16 protein-coding genes are annotated in these 16,872 nt (G+C 54.3%); 6 read left to right on the forward strand and 10 right to left on the reverse strand.

Translation table 11 applies throughout. The features are described 5' to 3' along the window. Nucleotides 1–112: 112 nt before the first annotated feature. From ppdD to hofC, 3 genes are read left to right on the forward strand one after another with little or no spacing between them, the layout of a single operon-like run. Nucleotides 113–568, forward strand: coding sequence for a prepilin peptidase-dependent pilin (ppdD, locus tag P9J57_RS16910; protein WP_013024629.1), 456 nt, complete (start codon nt 113–115; stop codon nt 566–568). Continuing rightward, complete coding sequence (gene gspE, locus P9J57_RS16915; RefSeq protein WP_026021064.1) at nt 555–1,940, forward strand: type II secretion system protein GspE; 1,386 nt, start codon at nt 555–557, stop codon at nt 1,938–1,940. Before ppdD ends, gspE begins: the two co-directional genes overlap by 14 nt. Continuing rightward, nucleotides 1,933–3,132 (forward strand): protein transport protein HofC, encoded by a 1,200-nt coding sequence (gene hofC / locus P9J57_RS16920; protein ID WP_019106425.1) that lies wholly within the window; start codon nt 1,933–1,935, stop codon nt 3,130–3,132. Before gspE ends, hofC begins: the two co-directional genes overlap by 8 nt. A gap of 40 nt (nt 3,133–3,172) precedes the next feature. On the opposite strand, the gene P9J57_RS16925 is transcribed toward hofC, so the two are convergent. After that, entirely contained in the window at nt 3,173–4,213 is a 1,041-nt protein-coding gene (locus P9J57_RS16925) for a GMP reductase (protein WP_013024626.1), read from the reverse strand. A 225-nt stretch (nt 4,214–4,438) separates the two neighbouring features. Here P9J57_RS16925 and coaE point away from each other — a divergent pair, with 225 nt between their 5' ends. Genes coaE through yacG form a run of 3 tightly spaced genes read left to right on the forward strand, consistent with a single transcriptional unit; the run spans nt 4,439 to nt 6,009 of the window. Further along, nucleotides 4,439–5,056, forward strand: coding sequence for a dephospho-CoA kinase (gene coaE / locus P9J57_RS16930; RefSeq protein ID WP_014606583.1), 618 nt, complete (start codon nt 4,439–4,441; stop codon nt 5,054–5,056). A gap of 3 nt (nt 5,057–5,059) precedes the next feature. After that, the gene (zapD, locus tag P9J57_RS16935; RefSeq protein ID WP_013024624.1) at nt 5,060–5,803 is read left to right on the forward strand and encodes a cell division protein ZapD; all 744 of its coding nucleotides are present in this window, start codon (nt 5,060–5,062) and stop codon (nt 5,801–5,803) included. 8 nt (nt 5,804–5,811) lie between these two features. After that, entirely contained in the window at nt 5,812–6,009 is a 198-nt protein-coding gene (yacG, locus tag P9J57_RS16940; protein ID WP_014606584.1) for a DNA gyrase inhibitor YacG, read from the forward strand. A gap of 31 nt (nt 6,010–6,040) precedes the next feature. On the opposite strand, the gene mutT is transcribed toward yacG, so the two are convergent. The 9 genes from mutT to murC form a co-directional block, all read right to left on the reverse strand. Beyond that, the gene (gene mutT / locus P9J57_RS16945; protein ID WP_013024622.1) at nt 6,041–6,436 is read right to left on the reverse strand and encodes an 8-oxo-dGTP diphosphatase MutT; all 396 of its coding nucleotides are present in this window, start codon (nt 6,434–6,436) and stop codon (nt 6,041–6,043) included. A gap of 137 nt (nt 6,437–6,573) precedes the next feature. After that, entirely contained in the window at nt 6,574–9,279 is a 2,706-nt protein-coding gene (secA, locus tag P9J57_RS16950) for a preprotein translocase subunit SecA (RefSeq protein WP_028714819.1), read from the reverse strand. A 71-nt stretch (nt 9,280–9,350) separates the two neighbouring features. Beyond that, entirely contained in the window at nt 9,351–9,857 is a 507-nt protein-coding gene (gene secM, locus P9J57_RS16955; RefSeq protein ID WP_014606586.1) for a secA translation cis-regulator SecM, read from the reverse strand. Nucleotides 9,858–10,147: 290 nt separating this feature from the next. Then, nucleotides 10,148–11,065: a UDP-3-O-acyl-N-acetylglucosamine deacetylase gene (lpxC, locus tag P9J57_RS16960; RefSeq protein ID WP_013024619.1), complete on the reverse strand. Its 918-nt coding sequence runs from the start codon at nt 11,063–11,065 to the stop codon at nt 10,148–10,150. A 101-nt stretch (nt 11,066–11,166) separates the two neighbouring features. After that, entirely contained in the window at nt 11,167–12,321 is a 1,155-nt protein-coding gene (gene ftsZ / locus P9J57_RS16965; RefSeq protein ID WP_013024618.1) for a cell division protein FtsZ, read from the reverse strand. A gap of 71 nt (nt 12,322–12,392) precedes the next feature. Next, on the reverse strand, nt 12,393–13,649 hold the full coding sequence (ftsA, locus tag P9J57_RS16970) for a cell division protein FtsA (RefSeq protein ID WP_006117681.1): 1,257 nt from the start codon (nt 13,647–13,649) through the stop codon (nt 12,393–12,395). Continuing rightward, a complete protein-coding gene (ftsQ, locus tag P9J57_RS16975; protein ID WP_013024616.1) occupies nt 13,646–14,485 on the reverse strand; it encodes a cell division protein FtsQ in 840 nt (279 codons plus the stop codon). The genes ftsA and ftsQ overlap by 4 nt, the downstream gene beginning before the upstream one ends. Before the next feature lies 1 nt (nt 14,486). Next, nucleotides 14,487–15,404: a D-alanine--D-alanine ligase gene (locus P9J57_RS16980; protein ID WP_013024615.1), complete on the reverse strand. Its 918-nt coding sequence runs from the start codon at nt 15,402–15,404 to the stop codon at nt 14,487–14,489. Then, nucleotides 15,397–16,872 (reverse strand): UDP-N-acetylmuramate--L-alanine ligase, encoded by a 1,476-nt coding sequence (gene murC / locus P9J57_RS16985; RefSeq protein ID WP_013024614.1) that lies wholly within the window; start codon nt 16,870–16,872, stop codon nt 15,397–15,399. Before murC ends, P9J57_RS16980 begins: the two co-directional genes overlap by 8 nt.

The following is a 16,872-nucleotide window of genomic DNA, read 5'->3' on the forward strand; positions in this document are numbered from 1 at the left end:
TGCTGTAACCCGCTGTATTTACTGCCTGCCCTTTTCCAATCTTTCCTTTTGCTGCTGTTAACGCCATCACAGGCTTTTTAAACTGCGACCTTCTTATTCAGGAGGTAATGCAATGATCTCTCAACGTGGATTCACGCTGGTCGAGTTAATGATTGTGGTCGGCATCGTGGCAATACTCAGCGCTATTGGGTTGCCCGCCTACCAAAATTATCTGCAACGCGCCGCGCTGACCGACATGCTGCAAACGATGGTGCCGTTTAAAACGGCGGTTGAGCTTTGCGCCATTGAACGCGGCGGCCCGGACGCCTGCCAGGCCGGGCTGCGAGGGATTCCGCAAGGCACAACATCACGGTATGTTTCAGCGGTCACCGTCGTGAACGGCACGATCACCCTGACCGGACAGGAAAGCCTTAACGGGCTAAGCGTTGAAATGCTGCCCGTGTGGGACAGCAATGAAGGCAGCATTCAGTGGCAGCGCACCTGTACCAGCGCTAATACCACGCTACGTGATAATTGTCAGGAGCAGTTCCGCTTTGCCGATCGGGGAGGTGCCTATGCCCACGTCTGATGATGCGATTGCGCTCATCTGCCAGCGCTTTCGGGCGATTGTCCTTGAGCACAGTGCGACACACTTGCGCCTTGCCGTTCCTGAAAGCGTCCCGGCGGGCCTGATGGAGGCATTACAGTTTGCCAGCCAGTGTCAGGCAGAGGTGGAGTGCTGGCCTCGTGCCCGGATAGAACAGTTTGAATCGATGCGTAAACCTTTGGTGGCCAATGAAAAAGCTCCCGGCGAATCGACCATTGATACGGCCAGTCAGCTTTTGCGCCAGGCAACTCTGCGTCGTGCATCGGATATTCATATCGAACCTTATCAGAGCACTCTGCGTATTCGCCTGCGGATTGACGGGGTCCTGCATCCTCTCCCCCTGCAGTTTGATACACAACCGGCTGCGCTGCTGGCACGACTGAAAATTCTGGCCGGTCTGGATATTGCCGAACGGCGCCTGCCTCAGGACGGACAGTTTAGTTGTGACATTGACGGAAAATCGGCCTCTTTTCGGCTCTCTACCCTGCCCGTTCAGGGCGGCGAAAAAGCCGTCGTTCGCCTGCTTCAGAGTGAGGGCGCGGCCTTGTCGCTGGACAAGCTGGGATTACCCACCGCGCAGTTACGCCTTCTGACCGCCGCGCTCAGGCAGCCACAAGGGCTGATTTTGGTAACGGGCCCTACCGGGAGTGGCAAAACCTTCACGCTTTACAGTGGCCTGAGCGCGATCAACCAGCCTGATAAGAATGTCTGCAGCGTGGAAGATCCTGTTGAAATCCCTCTCCCCGGTATCAACCAGACCCAGATTAATCCAAAGTATGGCCTTGATTTTAATCGCGTGTTACGCGCCCTGTTACGTCAGGATCCGGACGTGATGATGGTCGGTGAAATACGTGACGGCGAGACGGCGGAGATTGCCGTTAAGGCAGCTCAGACCGGTCATCTGGTTCTCTCTACCCTGCACACCAACTCGACAGCGGAAACCCTGACGCGCTTGCGTCAAATGGGCATTCCCGGTTATCTGCTGGGTTCCGCACTTCGTCTGATCGTTGCCCAGCGGCTGGTCAGGCGTTTGTGCCCTCACTGCCGTAAGCCAGCACAGGCTGTTGCCCACTTTCCCGCCTCACTTTGGCCCGGAACGTTACAAACCTGGCGGGCGCCGGGCTGCGATCACTGCTTCTCCGGTTATTTTGGTCGGCTGGCCTTGTTTGAATTACTGCCCATAACGGCTAAGTTACAAAACGCCATTGCCGCCGAAATGCCACTTGAGGGCTTGCTGAGTCTGGCAAAACAGCAGGGCATGCGCACCCTGCTGGCGTCGGGTCTTGAAGCCGTCAGCCGTGGGGATACCTCCCTGGAAGAAATGCAGCGCGTTGTCGGACTGGATAATGACTAGCCTTTATGTGTATCGCTGGCATGCGGTAGACGGCAGCGGAAGGTTGCAAACGGGCCACCATCTTGCGCCTGACGGCGAGACGTTGTTTTCTGACCTGGCACAGCGTCATTTACTGCCCGTCAGCTGGACGCGGGGAAAGGTGATGCGGCGAAGAGACTGGAAGTGGCAGCACAAAATTGACTTGATTCGCCAGCTCGCCACGCTGCTTAAGGCAGGCCTTCCTCTTTCACAAAGCCTGAGCCTGCTTGCCGAAGGACATTCGCAGACGCCCTGGCGAGCCTTGATGCTGGCTCTACAACATCAGATATTAGCGGGCGAACCTTTTTCCAGCGCCTTACGACAGTGGCCGCAAATATTTCCCCCGCTTTACCCGGCGCTCATGGAGGTGGGTGAGCTGACGGGCCAGCTGGATGTCTGCTGCGAGCAGCTGGCACTGCAGCAAACGCGCCAGCAACATTTGCGGAGCAAGGTGATCAAGGCGCTGCGCTATCCGCTGTTTATTCTGGCCGTCGCACTGACCGTTACCTGCGGCATGCTGCTGTTCGTCTTGCCGGAGTTTGTTTCCGTGTATGCTTCCTTCAATGCTCCCTTGCCTGCGTTCACTGCGGCCGTGATCGGGCTCTCTGAGCGATTACAGGCATGGGGATTCCCGCTAAGTGGATTGATTATTCTGCTGGTCGCAGGGTGGCAACAGTGGCGGCGGCGTTCTGAAAACTGGCAGCGGCGCGAACAGCGCGTTTTGATGCACATTCCGATCGTTGGCGGGCTATGGCAGGGCAATCAGCTGACACAAATCTACAGCGTTCTCCAGTTGACGCAGCAGGCTGGACTCACGCTGCTACAGGGACTGGAGGCAGCGAAAGTCACCCTGTCCTCGCGACTGTGGCAGGACGCCATCAGGCTGCTACAGAACCACATTGCGCAGGGTAATCCCCTGTATCTGGCGCTGAGCAATCATCCCTTATTTAGTCCGCTCTGCAGCCAGTTGATTCGCGTGGGGGAAGAGGCTGGCGCACTGGATGTGATGCTGGCGCGCCTGGCTGAATGGCATGAAGGGCAAACGCTGATGCGGGCTGATAACCTTGCCGCCTCGCTGGAGCCTGTCATGATGGTGGTGATTGGCGGCATCGTTGGCACGCTGGTGATTGCCATGTATTTGCCGGTGTTTGGGCTGGGAGAAGCGATGCAGTAAAGGCGCTGTATAGCCCTTACTGCATACGCAGCAGGCAACCTTAACGATTAAAGGTTCGGTTTTCCTGCTCGGCGACCCGAATAAAGGTGGTGCGCTTGGTTAACTCTTTCAGACGCTCAGCGCCAACATAGGTGCAGGCAGAACGAAGACCACCAAGGATATCGCGGAGGGTTTCCTCTACCGGCCCGCGTAACGGAAGCTTCACCGTTTTGCCTTCGGCCGCGCGGTATTCTGCGACGCTACCGGCATGACGCTTCATGGCCGATTCTGAACTCATGCCGTAGAACAGCATGAAACGCTCACCGTTTTCTTCTGTTATACGACCTTCGCACTCATCATGCGCCGCCAGCATGCCGCCCAACATGACGAAGTCTGCGCCACCACCAAAGGCTTTTGCGATATCGCCGGGTACGCTGCAGCCACCGTCGCTGACGATCTGACCGCTCAGACCGTGCGCTGCATCGGCACATTCAATAACCGCAGAAAGCTGGGGATAGCCGACACCAGTTTTGACTCGCGTGGTGCAAACTGAGCCAGGCCCAATGCCCACTTTGACAATATCCGCCCCAGACAGGATGAGCTCTTCCACCATCTCACCGGTTACCACGTTACCCGCGCAGATTGTCTTGCCGGGAAACGTTTCACGGGCACGCTTCAGGAAATCAACAAAGTGTTCAGAGTAGCCGTTGGCGACGTCGATGCAGATAAATTGTAGCGCATCGGAGATCGCCATGATCGCAATCAGTTTATTGAGATCGGCATCCGAGGTACCGGTTGAAACCATGACATAGTTCAGTACTGAACCCGGCACGCGCTGAACAAAGGCCCGCCACTCTTCCACGCTGTAATGCTTATGGACGGCCGTTAAAAGATGAAAACCTGCCAGCGCCTCAGCCATCATAAAGGTGCCAACGGTATCCATATTGGCGGCGATAACCGGGACGCCGCTCCAGCTCAGACCGGAATGCTTAAAGGTGAATCGGCGATCCAGCTCAACCTGTGAGCGACTTTTCAGCGTGGAGCGCTTGGGGCGAATCAGTACGTCTTTAAATCCCAGTTTCAAATCTTCTTCAATGCGCATACATCGTGTCCTGGTAAGAGGTTATACACTGCCGTACATGACGCCATCAGGGTTTTCCCTGTCTCATGATACGCGCCATTCCAGCCGCAACAAGACTGCGAATTTCACTTTATTTACGCTACAATCCATTACATTCAGATGCGGATTTTTAGTGTGATCCGGCACGCATTTTTTCCTGTAACGACGCGTTGACCTGCGTGATACTGACCGACTAAGAGAGTTCGAGTGAGAAATCCCCCCTACACCGTGGCGCTGACTGGCGGAATTGGCAGCGGTAAAAGTACGATTGCCGGGTATTTTGCTGCGTCCGGTGTCGATATCATTGATGCGGATGTCATTGCACGCGAAGTCGTTGAACCCGGCACGCCAGCGCTTCAGGCCATTATCGAACGCTATGGCGATGCGATATTGACCGAACAGGGAACCTTGCAACGTTCACGGCTTAGAGAAATCATCTTTGCGACGCCCGATGAGAAAAACTGGTTAAACGCGCTGCTTCACCCGCTTATTAATGCCCGGACGCAACAGCTTAAAGCTCAGGCGGCCTCACCTTATGTTTTGTGGGTCGTGCCCTTGCTGGTCGAAAACCGGCTGCAGCGCCAGGCCGATCGCGTGCTGGTGGTCGATACCGACGAAGAGACGCAGCTCAGACGAACGCTGCAGCGCGATAATGTTTCTCTTGAGCAGGCTAAACGTATTCTTGCAGCACAGGCCACTCGCCAACAGCGCCTTGACTGTGCTGACGATATTATTGATAACAGTGGCGCACCTGAAAAGGCGCTACCCCAGGTTGCCAAGCTTCATCAGCTTTATCTAAAGCTTGCGGCAACGAGACAGGATTAACTCATGAGTACAGTCGTTCTGTTTGAACATCCACTGAATGAAAAAATGCGTACCTGGCTGCGCGTGGAATTTTTGATCGACCAGCTGCATGACATTATGCCGCTGGAAAACACCGCCACGGCACTGACTTTTTTCCGCCTGGTTGGCGAATTACTGGATATCTTCGAGCGCGGCGACATGCGCACCGAGTTGCTGAAAGAACTTGAACGCCAGCAAACGAAACTGCGCGCCTGGGCGGATGTCCCCGGTGTCGATATGTCCGTGGTCGATGCATTGCGTGACAAACTCAAAGCGCAGTCTGTTTTGCTTAACAGCGCCCCACGAATGGGCCAGCAGCTGCGGGAAGATCGTCTGATTGCCCTGGTGCGCCAGCGACTCAGCATTCCCGGCGGATGCTGTAGCTTTGATTTACCCGGCCTGCACATCTGGCTGCACCTGCCCCAGGCGACGCGCGACGCGCAGGTGACGCGCTGGATGGAAACGCTTATCCCGCTGCACAGTACGCTGGCGATGTTGCTGGATTTGATTCGCCAGTCAGGCACCTACCGTTTACAAACCAGTTTGAATGGGTTTTACCAGGATAATGCTGAAGGCGCTGATTTACTGCGGCTGCAGCTGGAAATGGAGGATGCGCTGTATCCTCAGGTTTCAGGCCATAAAAGCCGTTTTGCGATTCGTTTTATGCCATTGGACAGTGAGCGCGGCGAAGTGCCTGCGCGCCTGAATTTCCAACTGGCCTGTTGTTAGAGGTGAACATGCAGGAAGAGATAATGACGGTGGAATGTCCACAGTGCGGTAAAACGGTGATCTGGGATGAACTCAGTCCGTGGCGGCCATTTTGCAGTAAACGCTGTCAGTTGATCGATCTGGGCGAATGGGCGGCGGAAGAGAAGCGCATTCCCAGCAGTGATGATTTAAACGACAGCGACAACTGGAGTGAGGAAGAGCGCTGAGTGAGACGTGGGGCTTTGTTGCCCCACTCTGTTAAAGTTCGCCCGCCACCAGACGTGCGATCAGCTCATGATTCGCCGCAGGAAACTCATCGGCGATCAGCGCCTGTTGATCGACCCAACGCTGTGGTTGCCCTTCTTTGCCCCAGGGTTCTCCTTTCCAGCCTTCCACCAGAAAAAAGTGCAGCGTCACGCGCAGGTCATCGTAAGTGTGATCTTTCGTGCCAATTGCCCGCGCCTGCGTCACTTCAATCCCGGTTTCTTCGGCCAGTTCGCGCACCAGCCCTTCCTCTGCGCTCTCACCGGCTTCAATTTTGCCGCCGGGAAATTCCCATTTATTGGCCATATAGGAAGAGGCCGCACGCTGGGCAAGGAAAATTTGTTTACTGGCATTACGAATGATGCCGACTGCAACCTGCAGGTGCTTCATGAAAATATCCCGAAGAGTGGGTGAATGAGGGCTGATTCTAAAACATGTTAAGCAGGTTGTTAACCGCTCAGGGGGCCGAATGGTCAGCGGAAAAGTAAAAAAAAAGGAGCCAGTGGCTCCTTTTCGTTAACCGCTTATCAGGCCAGACGACCGTGACACTGTTTGTATTTTTTACCTGAACCGCACGGACAAGGATCGTTACGCCCCACTTTGCGCTCACCACCCTGCTGCGCAAGAGATTCCGCCGCCAGAATTTCTTCGCTGGCGTGGCTCAGATGCTGCTGTTGCGCCAGACGCTCGGCCTCTTCACGACGCTGTTGCTCCATCGCTTCAACCTCTTCCGGCATGCGCACCTGGACTTTGCTCAGCGTGCTGATCACTTCGTACTTCAGCGTTTCCAGCATCGCGGCAAACATAGCAAAAGATTCACGCTTATATTCCTGCTTAGGATCTTTTTGCGCATAGCCACGCAGGTGGATGCCCTGACGCAGATAATCCATTGCGGCCAGGTGCTCTTTCCACAGCGAATCCAGCGTTTGCAGCATGACGCCTTTTTCAAAGTTGCGCATCATTTCTGCGCCGACAATCTCTTCTTTTGCCGCATAACTTTCGGCCGCGTGCGTCATGATACGTTCACGCAGTGTCTCTTCATGCAGATCCGGTTCTTTGTCCAGCCATTCGCTAATCGGCAGATCCAGATCGAAGTCGTTACGCAGGCGCTCTTCAAGGCCCGGTACATCCCACATTTCTTCCAGCGACTGAGGTGGAATGTAGCTGTCGATAATGGATTTATAGACGTCTTCGCGAATGCTGTTGATAGTGTCTGATACATCGGACACATCCAGCAGTTCATTACGCTGGCTGTAGATAGCACGACGCTGATCGTTGGCCACGTCGTCATATTCCAGCAGCTGCTTACGAATATCGAAGTTACGGCTTTCCACTTTACGCTGTGCGTTGGCAATGGCTTTGGTCACCCACGGATGCTCAATGGCCTCGCCCGGTTTCATGCCCAGCTTGCGCATCATGTTTGAAACACGATCCGAAGCAAAGATACGCATCAGCGCATCTTCCATTGACAGGTAGAAGCGTGAAGAACCGGCGTCACCCTGACGGCCTGCACGACCGCGCAGCTGGTTATCGATACGGCGAGATTCATGGCGCTCAGTACCCACGATATGCAGACCGCCAGAGGCCAGCACCGCATCATGACGAATCTGCCAGGCGGCTTTAATCTCGTTGATTTGCGCATCGGTTGGGTTTTCAAGCTCGGCAACGTCCGCATGCCAGCTACCGCCCAGCATGATATCGGTACCACGGCCCGCCATGTTTGTCGCGATGGTAACCGCGCCTGGTTGACCAGCCTGCGCCACGATATCCGCTTCGCGGGCGTGAAACTTAGCATTCAGTACGTTGTGTTTAATGCCTGCACGTGTCAGCTCGTTCGATACCACTTCTGATTTTTCGATGGAGATCGTACCCACCAGAACCGGCTGCCCGTTAGCCGTACGCTCACGAATATCTTCGATGATGGCGTCAATCTTCTCTTTCTCGGTCATATAAACCAGATCGGCAAGATCTTTACGCACCATCGGACGGTTGGTCGGGACAACAATCGTGTCGAGTTTGTAGATGGAACTGAACTCAAACGCTTCTGTATCAGCCGTACCGGTCATCCCTGCCAGCTTGTCGTAGAGGCGGAAGTAATTCTGGAAGGTGATTGACGCCAGCGTCTGGTTTTCGTTTTGAATTTCAACGCCTTCTTTGGCTTCAACGGCCTGATGCAGACCATCTGACCAACGACGGCCCTGCATCGTACGACCCGTGTGCTCATCAACAATGACAACTTCACCCTCTTTGACGATGTAATCAACGTCACGCGTGAACAGCGCATGGGCGCGAAGCGCAGCGGTAACGTGGTGCATCAGCATGATATTGGTCGGTGAATAAAGCGACTCACCTTCTACCATGATGCCCTGGCTCACCAGCAGTTCTTCAACTTTGACCAGGCCGCGCTCGCTCATATGTGCCTGGCGCGCTTTCTCATCAACCCAGTAGTCACCTTCGCCCTGGAAATTGTCTGAGTCTTCTTTTTCCTGACGAATCAGATGAGGAATGATTTTATTCACTTTGGTGTACAGGTCTGAACTGTCTTCTGCCGGACCCGAGATGATTAATGGCGTACGGGCTTCATCAATCAGGATGGAGTCAACCTCATCCACCAGTGCATAGTGCAGCTTACGCTGTACGCGCTCGTCAGGGCTGAACGCCATGTTGTCACGCAGGTAGTCGAAACCGTATTCGTTGTTGGTACCGTAAGTAATGTCTGCGGCATAAGCTTCACGTTTGGCGACGGAAGGCAGGCCTGACATGTTGATCCCGACGCTCAGGCCAAGGAACTCAAACAGGGGGCGGTTATTTTCCGCATCACGCTGGGCCAGATAATCGTTGACGGTAACGACGTGTACGCCTTTTCCGGTTAACGCGTTCAAATAGGCTGGCAGGGTTGCCGTCAGGGTTTTACCTTCACCGGTGCGCATCTCTGCAATACAGCGGTTATTCAGCACCATCCCGCCAATCAGCTGCACGTCGAAGTGGCGCATGCCAAACACACGCTTACTGGCTTCACGTACCGTCGCAAAAGCTTCAGGAATCAGGCTTTCGAGTGATTCCCCTTTTTTCAGGCGCTCACGGAACAGCTCAGTTTTGGCTTTCAGTTCTTCATCAGAGAGCGCTTCGAATTCCGGCTCCATCTTGTTGATGATATCAACGTTTTTGCGCATACGGCGCAAAGTACGATCGTTGCTGCTACCAAAAACTTTGGTCAACATTTTGATTAACATAATAAATATATTCTCAATTCAGCCGGGTCACCCGGACTGCGAAATCTAAAATGGGATTTAAAGCACAAAGATTAGCAGAACAATGGCGCGGGTCCGGCACGGATACCGTGCACTTTGCCGTGTCCGTCAGCCTGTGAGGATACCGGAGCAGCAGGAAGAGGTTGCGGGGACAAACCAACAGGGATGCCGGACTGTGCCGCCTGAGACGTTAATAACGCATGAAGGGAATCAATCAACGCCAGCTTTTGTGCGGCCAGCGGATGCACCTGCTCTTCCGCCTGCGCCTGTGGCGTTAACGTGAAAGAGAGATGGCGGATAACCGTGCGAATGGCATGCTGGTGCCAGTAGTCAACCGTAAAACTGGGGCGTCGCGAGGCTTCCTGAAGACGGATCAAATGATCAAAACGGACCGCATTGCCAATGAACAGGCTACTGGCTGAGGCTTCGGATGCCGTATTGAGCTCAGTGGTTTGCGCACACGCCGGCAAGCCAAGACTGGCCGCCACCATTCCCAGGAGGAAATGAGGCCAGAAATAGCGTCTACCTATTTGTCGCCAGCGTAGAAAAATTCCGATCACAATTGTTCCATTGCGCATAACATTTTAATTATTCACTGCTGTTTTCAGCAGCATGCAGCCTGTAAAAGCGCCAGAGATAGTAACACTAATGTGGCGCGGCGACACCTGAGTTTAGTGCGACAGTGGGAGAAATCGCGCGCGATTGTGCAGCAATTCAGCAATTGGTCGTTCTGAGCGGAGAATGCTGTCGCAGCAAGCGGAAATGAATGGCGAGGCAATAAAAAACGGCTGGTGCAACTGACCGGAGAGAGTGTCAGCGCAACCAGCCGTTTTTACGTTCTGAGCCGATATCAGGCCAGAACCAGATTAGGTGCTTTAAACGCCAGTGGCAATTCAGCTTCGTCTTCGAAGGTCGCCCATTCCCAGGCTTCCTGCTTCGCCAAAACGGCCTGCAGCAGTTTGTTGTTCAGAGCATGACCCGATTTGTACGCGGTAAACGCGCCAATAACGTTATGGCCACACATAAACAGATCGCCGATGGCATCTAACATTTTGTGACGCACAAACTCGTCTTCAAAACGCAGGCCTTCTTCATTAAGCACGCGGAAATCATCAAGGCCAATCGCACAATCTAAACTACCGCCCAGGCACAGGCCTTTAGACTGCAGATATTCGATTTCACGCATGAAGCCAAAAGTACGTGCACGGCTGATCTGACGAACAAACGCTTCGGCAGAGAATTTCATCTGGTAACGCTGAGAGCTGGAATCGATAGCCGGGTGATTGAAATCAATGGTGAAATCAAGCGAGAAACCGTTGTAAGGTTTGATCTCAGCCCATTTGTCACCGTCTTCAACACGCACGGTCTGCTTAACACGCACAAATTTCTTTGCGCTGTTCAACTGCTCGATGCCTGCATCCATCAGCAGATAGATGAAAGGCGCTGCACTGCCGTCCATAATTGGGATTTCTGGCGCATCAACTTCGACAATAATGTTGTCAATGCCCAGACCTGCCAGTGCGGCATTTAAGTGTTCAACTGTCGAAATACGCACGCCTTCATCGTTCACCAGGCAGGTGCTCAGCATGGTGTCGCGCACGTATTTTGCATCAGCCGGAAAATCAACCGGTGGATTCAAGTCAGTGCGACGATAGATGACCCCGGTATTAGCCGGCGCAGGGCGCAGGGTCAGGCTGACTTTCTTGCCGGTATGTAAACCGACACCTGTCGCCTGAACAATACGTTTTAATGTCCTTTGTTTGATCATCGTTATTATCTCGCAATATCGCTTTCCGACCGCCAGTATACGTTACCAGCGGGCGAACACTTTAGCACAAAGAGCGGGAAATCCCAATTATAAGGTTATTCCTAGTCGGCCTGCTTGCGCAAAAACGCCGGAATATCAAGGTAATCGGGCTCTTTGTTTGACTGTGCACTCTGATCGTTTACCACTTTCGCAGCAGGTTTTTGCTCCTGCGGCAGCGGGGACATACCATGCTGCTGGTAACGATGATCCATGACAGGCTGGCTGGCAGGTTTGTTCGTTACCAGCGTGATCTCTGGACGCTTATCCATGCCGATACCGGTTGCCACCACGGTGACGCGCAGTTCGTCATTCATCTCTGGATCCAGAGAGGTACCAATTACAACGGTCGCGTTGTCTGAAGCGAAGGCGCGGATAGTGTTACCCACGGTTTCGAACTCATCCAGACGCAGGTCGAAGCCCGCAGTAATGTTGACCAGCACGCCGCGCGCACCAGAGAGGTCGATATCTTCCAGCAGTGGACTGGAGATCGCCATCTCAGCGGCTTCTTCTGCACGGTCTTCACCACAAGCCACGCCTGAACCCATCATCGCGTAACCCATTTCTGACATCACGGTACGTACGTCAGCAAAGTCCACGTTCATCAAGCCAGGACGGGTAATCAGCTCGGCGATCCCCTGTACGGCGCCTTTCAGCACGTCGTTAGCCGCACCAAACGCGTCGAGCAGGGAAATACCACGTCCGAGAACTTTTAACAGCTTGTCGTTTGGGATAGTGATCAGTGAATCCACGTGCTTGGACAGCTCAGCGATCCCCTGCTCAGCAAAGGCCATGCGCTTTTTGCCTTCAAAATTGAAGGGCTTGGTCACGACCGCAACGGTCAAAATACCTAGATCTTTGGCCACTTCAGCCACAACAGGCGCAGCGCCGGTACCGGTACCGCCACCCATACCTGCTGCGATGAACACCATGTCTGCCCCTTCCAGCGCAGAACGCAGTGCTTCGCGATCTTCCTCTGCAGAGTTACGGCCGACTTCCGGGTTCGCACCCGCTCCCAGTCCTTTGGTAATGTTATTACCAATCTGGATGGTCTGGCCGACTGCTGTTTTACGCAACGCCTGCGCGTCGGTATTCACAGCGAAGAATTCCACACCTTCGATACGCTCGCGTACCATGTGCTCTACGGCGTTGCCACCGCCACCGCCGACGCCGATGACTTTAATCACCGCGTCATTGGTTAATTCCATAGGTTCAAACATGATTTCTCTCCGTTATGTGCCTGTCGCCTGGAGATCACTAAAGAAAACAGCATGATCCCCTTTTACAAAAATTAAAACTCTTTTTTTAACCAACTATTAATACGTTTAAACCAGTTACCCACGGAAACGCGCTTTTCAGCCTCTGCGTCACCGTTCATATGTGACTCTTTACCGTAGTGCAACAGCCCGACCGCCGTGGAATAGTAAGACTCCTGGGCGTAGTCCGTCAGGCCAGTAATGTTCAGCGGCTGTCCAATGCGCACCTGCGTATGGAATACGCGCTGTGCGCAGGCTGCCAGACCTTCAATCTGCGCCGCGCCGCCGGTTAACACAATCCCGGCTGCCAGATGGTGCTTTACGCCCTGCTGGCGAAGCTGTTCCTGTAACTGCAAAATCTCGTCATTGACCAGATTTAAAAGCTCGGTATAACGTGGCTCAATCACCTCTGCCAGCGTCTGACGTTGCAGGCTTCGTGGCGGACGTCCGCCTACGCTCGGCACTTCAACGTTTTCATCTTTACCTACAATCGATCCTAGCGCACAGCCGTGACGCACTTTAATGGCTTCCGCATCGGTGGGCGGCGTACCAAATGCGTAGGCGATATCGCTGGTTACCACATTCCCCGCATAGGGGATCACCTTAGTATGACGCAATGCACCGCCAGTATAGACGGCGATATCCATTGTGCCGCCACCAATATCCACGACACAAACACCCAGCTCACGTTCGTCTTCGGTCAGGACCGCAAAGCTGGACGCCAGACCGGCAAAAATCAGTTGGTCAACTTTGAGGCCACAACGTTCAACGGCTTTAACAATATTTTTTGCCATGTCGTTGTGACAGGTGATCAAATGCACCTTTGCCTGCATGCGCACACCAGACAGGCCGACCGGATTTTTGATGCCTTCCTGGTAGTCGATAGCATATTCCTGCGGAATAACGTGCAGGATACGATGCTCATCACGAACGCGCACTGACTTCGCAGTATGCACCACGTTCTCGACATCATCCTGAGTCACTTCCTCTTCGGAAATCGGAACCATCCCGATTTCGTTCTGACAGCTGATATGTTTGCCCGATAATGCAAGGTAAACAGAGGAGATCTGGCAATCCGCCATCAACTCAGCCTGATCGATGGCGCGCTGAACGCATTTCACCACCGACTCAAGATCGTTTACGCCGCCTTTATCCATACCGCGGGACGGACAACTGCCGACCCCAATAATATTGACCATACCATCGGGCAGAATTTCCCCAACCAGGGCGGCGACCTTCGCAGTGCCGATTTCGAGTCCAACTACCAGTTTTCTGTCCGTTGCCTTGATCATTGTTGTTTAGCCTGTGCCTGGTTTTGTTGCTGATTACTGTCCTGTGGATCCATCACTATCGGTGTCCAGCCAACAGAAGCGCCAGAGTCATAGCGTAAATCAACCGAGTTGATGCGCTTGTGTTCATTCTGACCTTGCTGCAGCAGCACCGGATAGAGCTCAATAAAACGATTCAGACGCTTCATGGTATCGGTCCGCCCCAGCTCAATGCGGACATCATCGCTGGTCACTAACTGCCATGAACGTCGCGCCGTCATCGACGCCACCTTCAGGGTAAACTTCCTGGCCTTCAGCACGTCATCCATACTGTGATAACCCGCCAGCACCTCTTTTTCACTGCCTTCTGGACCGTATAACATCGGCAGCGTTTCTTTACCCATGTGGTTAGCCGGGACGCTGAATGACACACCGTCGCTGTCCACCATGTGTGAGTCATTCCAGCGCGCTACCGGTGTAAACTCCACCAAATGAATTTTCAGTTCGTCTGGCCACTGCTTACGCACACTAACCTGTTTAATCCATGGCAACCGTTCTATCTGCTGCTGGATCACGTTCACGTCCTGCGACATAAACGTGCCCGGTGAACCCAGTGACAAAATCGCCTGACGAATATCGTCATGGGTTGTGTAGTGCAGTTGCCCTGTGACCACCAGCTTCGACAGGGGTAAACGGGAGGCATCGTTCATCCACTTCAGAACGACCAGGCCACCCGCAATCATTACGCCCATCACCATCAGCAGAAACACGATGCCGAAGAGCCGGGCACCGTTACTGCGACCGGTGCGTGCCCGCTCCTGCGCTTCACGATTACGTACATTCATCGCCGCCTGTGACATATCAGTCGGCCAACTCCAGAATACGTACGACCAGTTGAGAAAATGTCAGCCCGGCCTGCTTTGCCGCCATCGGCACTAAGCTGTGGCTGGTCATGCCCGGTGAGGTGTTCGCTTCCAGCAGTTGGAAGTGTCCTTGATCGTCAGTCATGACATCAACGCGTCCCCAGCCGCTGCATCCGAGTGCACGCCAGGCTGACCACACCAGCTGTTGTAATTCCGCCTCGCGCTCGGCACTCAGCCCGGCTGGACAGAAGTACTGAGTATCGTCAGAAATGTATTTCGCTTCATAGTCATAGAACTCGCTGGCGGTCTTTATTTTTATCGCGGGCAGAATCTGGTCACCCAGAATGCCAACGGTATATTCCTCACCGCTCAGAAAAGCTTCGACCAGCACATTGTCGTCGTGGCGAAACGCCTCTTCCAGCGCAGCTGACAGATCGCTTAACTGGTTTACACGGCTGATGCCGACGCTGGATCCCTCGCTGCTCGGTTTCACGAACAGGGGTAATCCCAATGCGCTAATCGCCGCCTCGGTCGCCGCATCCAGACCGCTCTGCATCTGTTCACGCGTAATCCAGACAAATTTACCCGCCGGCAGTCCCCTGCCCTGCCACAGCAGTTTGGTGCGCAACTTGTCCATGGTGACGGCGGAAGCCATCACACCGCTGCCGGTGTAAGGCAACTGCAGGAATTCCAGCACCGCCTGAAGCGTGCCGTCCTCGCCGCCGCGACCATGCAGGGCGATAAACACCTTTTCAAAACCTTGCGCGGTTAACTCCAGCACTGAGACGTCGCGGGTATCAATACCCTGTGCATCGATACCGGCTTCACGCAGGCCCGCCAGCACGGCACCGCCGGACATCAGGGACACGTCGCGCTCGGCTGACGTGCCGCCCATTAAAACGGCAACTTTAGTCATGACGGCCCTCCACTTTACGTGCTGGCTGCAATTTGCATTCAGCCAGCTTCCGCGCCACTTTACCGACGTTTCCTGCCCCCTGAACCAGAATCAGATCGTTGCCTGACAGCAAAGGCGCCAGCATTTCAACGAGCGCATCATGTTCCGGCACCAGAATAGGATCGACCTTGCCGCGATGACGAATGGCGCGGCACAGTGCACGGCTGTCTGCGCCTGGGATGGGCGTTTCGCCTGCGGCGTAGACATCCAGCATCAGCAAAACGTCAACCTGAGACAGCACGTTGGCAAAATCATCAAACAGGTCACGCGTGCGGGTATAACGGTGCGGCTGAAACACCATCGCCAGTTTTTTATCCGGCCAGCCCGCTCGCGCGGCTTTAATGGTGGCGTCAACTTCCGTGGGATGATGACCATAATCGTCCACCAGCATGGCGGTGCCAGGCTGCCCATTAACCGGCTCCGTAGGAAACTCACCCAGCTGGTCGAAACGACGACCGGTACCCTGGAAGCTTTCCAGCGCAGCCAGAATCGCGCTGTCTTCAATCCCTTCTTCGCTGGCCACCGCCACGGCGGCGGCGGCGTTTAAAGCATTGTGTCGACCCGGCGCATTCAGAGTGATCTGTAACGGCGCTTTGTCCTGACGAATCAGGCTGAAATGAACCTGCGCGCCGCGTTGTTCAAACGCCTCGATGCGAAAGTCGGCGTCGTCGCTGAAACCATAAGTAGTAATCTGGCGGCCGACACGCGGCAGCAGATCGCGAATCACGGCATCATCAACACACATCACCGCACGACCGTAAAACGGCAAATTGTGCAGGAAATTAATGAACGTCTGCTTCAGGTTTTCAAAATCGCCCTGATAGGTGTCCATATGATCCGCTTCGATATTGGTGACAACGGCGACCATTGGCTGTAAGTGCAGGAATGACGCATCGCTCTCGTCCGCTTCGGCGATCAGGTAGCGGCTACTGCCCAGACGTGCATGCGTGCCTGCGGCTTTTACCAGCCCCCCATTCACAAAGGTGGGGTCCAGACCGCCTTCCGCGTAAATGCTCGAGACCATCGCCGTCGTGGTGGTTTTGCCGTGCGTGCCGGCAATCGCAATACCGTGGCGAAAACGCATCAGCTCTGCCAGCATCTCTGCGCGGCGGATGACCGGGATTCGCTGTTCGCGTGCAGCCACCAGCTCAGGGTTGTCCTGCGCCACCGCACTGGAGACCACGACAACGCTGGCATCCGTTACGTTTTCCGGGCGATGGTTAAAGTAAATGGTCGCGCCCAGATTGATCAGATTCTGTGTCACCGGATTTGGCGCCAGATCAGAACCGCTGATATGGTAACCTTCATTCGCTAACACTTCGGCAATACCGCCCATGCCAGCACCACCGATGCCGACAAAGTGAATGTGCCGGACGCGACGCATCTCGGGCACGATAGAACGCAGTTTCGCCAGTTGTTGTGTATTCAT

Source organism: Pantoea sp. nfd-35, assembly GCF_056892255.1.